This window comes from Frankia sp. CcCS3 (assembly GCF_977927575.1).
This window is the reverse complement of record NZ_CDWRCL010000331.1, coordinates 1-3,151: the sequence shown is the minus strand read 5'-3', so window position 1 is coordinate 3,151 and position 3,151 is coordinate 1. Positions and strand designations below refer to the sequence as shown.

The 3,151-nt window shown below is 69.8% G+C and carries 4 protein-coding genes; 1 reads left to right on the top strand and 3 read right to left on the bottom strand.

What is annotated here, in order from left to right:
• Positions 1-462 (bottom strand): hypothetical protein (locus AC08OQ_RS18775; RefSeq protein ID WP_476612274.1); only part of this gene is annotated, 462 nt, incomplete at its 3' end.
• A 144-nt stretch (positions 463-606) separates the two neighbouring features.
• Here AC08OQ_RS18775 and AC08OQ_RS18770 point away from each other — a divergent pair.
• On the top strand, positions 607-1,305 hold the full coding sequence (locus AC08OQ_RS18770) for a hypothetical protein (protein WP_476596093.1): 699 nt from the start codon (positions 607-609) through the stop codon (positions 1,303-1,305).
• Between the two features lie 233 nt (positions 1,306-1,538).
• On the opposite strand, the gene AC08OQ_RS18765 is transcribed toward AC08OQ_RS18770, so the two are convergent.
• On the bottom strand, positions 1,539-2,036 hold the full coding sequence (locus tag AC08OQ_RS18765; RefSeq protein WP_462187480.1) for a hypothetical protein: 498 nt from the start codon (positions 2,034-2,036) through the stop codon (positions 1,539-1,541).
• A 691-nt stretch (positions 2,037-2,727) separates the two neighbouring features.
• Positions 2,728-3,151, bottom strand: a 424-nt coding sequence (locus tag AC08OQ_RS18760; protein WP_476612273.1) for an NADPH-dependent FMN reductase, incomplete at its 5' end; no start/stop codon positions are given.

Sequence of the window (3,151 nt, the reverse complement as noted above, 5' to 3'; positions counted from 1 at the left end):
CGTCGGGGCCGGCGGCCGGGGCGGCGTCTGCCCGGGTGCCGGCCCCGCCTGCGGGGCGGCGCCGGGCGGGGACGGTCGGGTCGGCAGGACCGCGGTGACGTCGGCGGGTAACTCCTCCTCGACGGTCACGTTTCGGAACGCGGGCAGGACTGTGACGACGAACGCGAGCAGCACCGGCACGGCCTGTGCTGCCCCGGTGAGCACCGGTCCCCTCCCCAGTCTGGGCAGCAGGAAGCCGAGGCCGGCGACCGCCGCCATGATGACGAGCGTGAAGGCGACGCTGCGCGGGCTGGCGAACGCCGATCGGATGACACCGGGCTTCCAGGCCGCGAAGACCAGCCCGCCGAGTGCGGCGACCACGGGTACCAGCAGGGAGCTGCGCGGGTAGCCCAGCAACGTGGGCGTCGATCCTGATTTACGTCCCGACCTGTGCTCCGGACGGCGAGGCGTAGATGTGCTCATGGACATACCATCCTCGCCGACCGCGCATCGTTACACGGCGGCCGGCGATGTCGCGCAGGATCCCGTGGGCCGCCGACGGGGCCACGACCTACGACGGAAGGCTGATGGCCCGATCAGGAGGGTGGGGACTGGCAGAGTGGGCTGATGGACATGGGGGAGCCGGTCGCGTGGGCGCCGGGGATGTCGCTGCTGCCCGACGTCAGTCCGGCGGCGTGGGTAGCGGCAGCCCTGGCCGCTACCACGTCAGCCGCAACGGTCGCGGCGATGGTGCCGCCCGTCTTCGCGGCCTATGCCCGGGTGCTGCCGCCGACTTACGACCGTGAGGGTGTGGGACGGCGACACCGGTGGTCCGAGATCGCCGCATGCCGAGGCGTGGCGCTGACGGCCGAGACCCGGTTCGACGACCTCGTCGCCGGTTCCGACCATTGGGGGCGACCCTCTGACGGAGGCTTGGACGCGCGGGAGACGGCGGCTCTCGCGAGGGTCCTGTCCAGCTTCACCGACACGCCGGACCAGGCGTACTTCTGCCTCTGGGAGGGTTTCGGCCTCGCTGAGACGCGCGCCTGGGAGGACCGGCCGATGCGTGTGCGGACAGCTAACCGGGCGTACCACCTGCTCACCGGGCCGGTGAGCGCCGCCCCGATGTTGCCGGCGCCGGTGGAGTGGAGGTGCGCGAGTCTGTGGTGGCCCTACGATCGGGCCTGGCTTGTCGCCACCGAGATCGACGGCTACTCCACCTACATCGGTGCCAGCCACGCCGCGATCGACGCGGTCCTCGCCGATCCCGCGATCGACGCCGTTGCCGCGCGTCCCGCGACCCCGCTCGATCCCAGCTACGGCTGACGTTCACCCACCTCCTCAACTCGGCGGCCCGAAGCGGCGTCATGCGGGCAGCCGGACGTCCTGTCATCAGCAGATGAGCGCGTTGGTTAGTCTCGCGCGAGGTCTGTCTGCGATTCGCCGTCGGTCCGCGCGAGCACTTTCTGCTGGTGGCTTCGGTGGGTGGTCCGGCGGGCGCGCTGGTTGCCTGCATCGCCTGGAGCGGACTCGGGCCGCCCTCGCTCGTTTCGACAACGTCAGCCGGTCGACGGCTCCCCGAGCCGGACCAGGTTGAGTCGGTAGGAGCGCACCTGCGGGTCCTCATGCCTGGCCGGCATCGCTGCGGATACCTCGGATGGCAGCCGGTCGAGTACGGCCCGCGGGGCTTCGGGCAGGGTCCGGGATTCGAGGATCTCCAGCCCGGGCACCTGGCGTTCCAAGTCGGCCGGGTTTTCGCAGAACCAGCGGGCGCGGGCGTCGACCTTGCTCAGCGCGTCATGCTGTTCCTGGTTCTGCCGCATCCACTCGCCCCAGCTGTCGAAGGCGGCGAGGCTGCCGGGAAACCGGCCCGCGACCTGGGCAAGCACGTTGTGGACGTCGTGCTCGTCGAGGAACCCGAGCACGGCCTCGGCCACGAACATCCACGGCCCCGGGCCGGTGTCCGCGGCGACCTCGAGCCAGTCGTCGTCGAGGACGGACCCGGCCAGGTGCCGGCGGCGGGTGCCGTCGCTGAAGAAGCGGCGGCGCAGCGCCATCGCGTCAGGCAGATCCAGCTCCAGCCACCGGCCGCGACCGCGAGCGACGCCCGCCCGTACAGCGGGATCAGCAACGTCTCCGCGACGGCTCCCAGCTCGGCGGCGACGCCCGGGCCGGCCGGCGTCTTCCATGGGCCAGTCATGTGCCACCATCTCCCACTATTGAAGACGGTTCTCATGATTGCCAGGGATGCTGGTCGTCAGGAGCGACGACCGGTCGGCCGCCACCATCGCCCGGGCCACGGCGAAGGTCGTCGACGACCAGAAACCGCAGAGCACCGTGAGTGACGAGCGGGCCTCGGTGTGGGCAGCTGCGGTGCGGCCCGGAGCCGGTGGTCGCGAACGCATCACAGTCCTCTCGTTGATGAAAACGGTTGTCATTATAGACAGAGGGCCTGCGTGGAGACGAACAGGGGCTGGCCGAGGACGAGCCGAGGACGAGCCTGGACCGGGTCGTCGCCGTCGCCCCGTCGGTGCACGAGGCGTGGGTGGACGCCGGGTTCAAGACCACGGTCATCGAGCACGGGGCGGGGCTGGGGATCGTCAGGGAAGAACTCCGCCAGGAAGCCGTCCTTGTCGTAGTTGTGAACCGCGTCCTAGTTGTGAACCGCGCTCACTGGTCATACTCTTTGAGACAGACGGCGTAGCGGGCTTCGGCCAGCGGTATCGCGTGCCGGTACCAGGCGGACCACTAGTCGGGGTAGGGCACCTCGGCGCGCGCCTTCTGGAGTGCGGCGGCCCACCAGGCAAGCTGGTTGAACAATGTCTTGGCGTAGCCGGGAGCGTCGGGATCAGCTGGCCGACCAGCATCCCAGTTCACGAAATAGTTCGGGAATGCCAGCCCGTCGCGAATGGTCACCGCGTGCAGCTCGGTGAGGACGTTCTCCAGGTGCAGGACTGCGTGTCGACCGCCCGCCGCGCCGCCGTAGCTGACAAAAGCGACCGGCTTCGCGGTCCACTGGGTGAAGTGCCAGTCGATGGCAGCCTTCAGTGACGCCGGGTAACTATGGTTGTATTCGGGGGTTACTAGGACGAACGCGTCTGCGGCGTCGAGTCGCGCGGTCAGGGGTGCCATGCCCGCCGGGCGCGGGTATGCCGGCTCTTCGAAGTTAAGC

What these genes read in the sequence shown, in the direction of transcription:
- AC08OQ_RS18770 (WP_476596093.1), top strand. Translation starts at nt 607, where the DNA reads ATGGACATGGGGGAGCCGGTCGCGTGGGCGCCGGGGATGTCGCTGCTG.
- AC08OQ_RS18765 (WP_462187480.1), bottom strand. Translation starts at nt 2,036, where the DNA reads ATGGCGCTGCGCCGCCGCTTCTTCAGCGACGGCACCCGCCGCCGGCAC.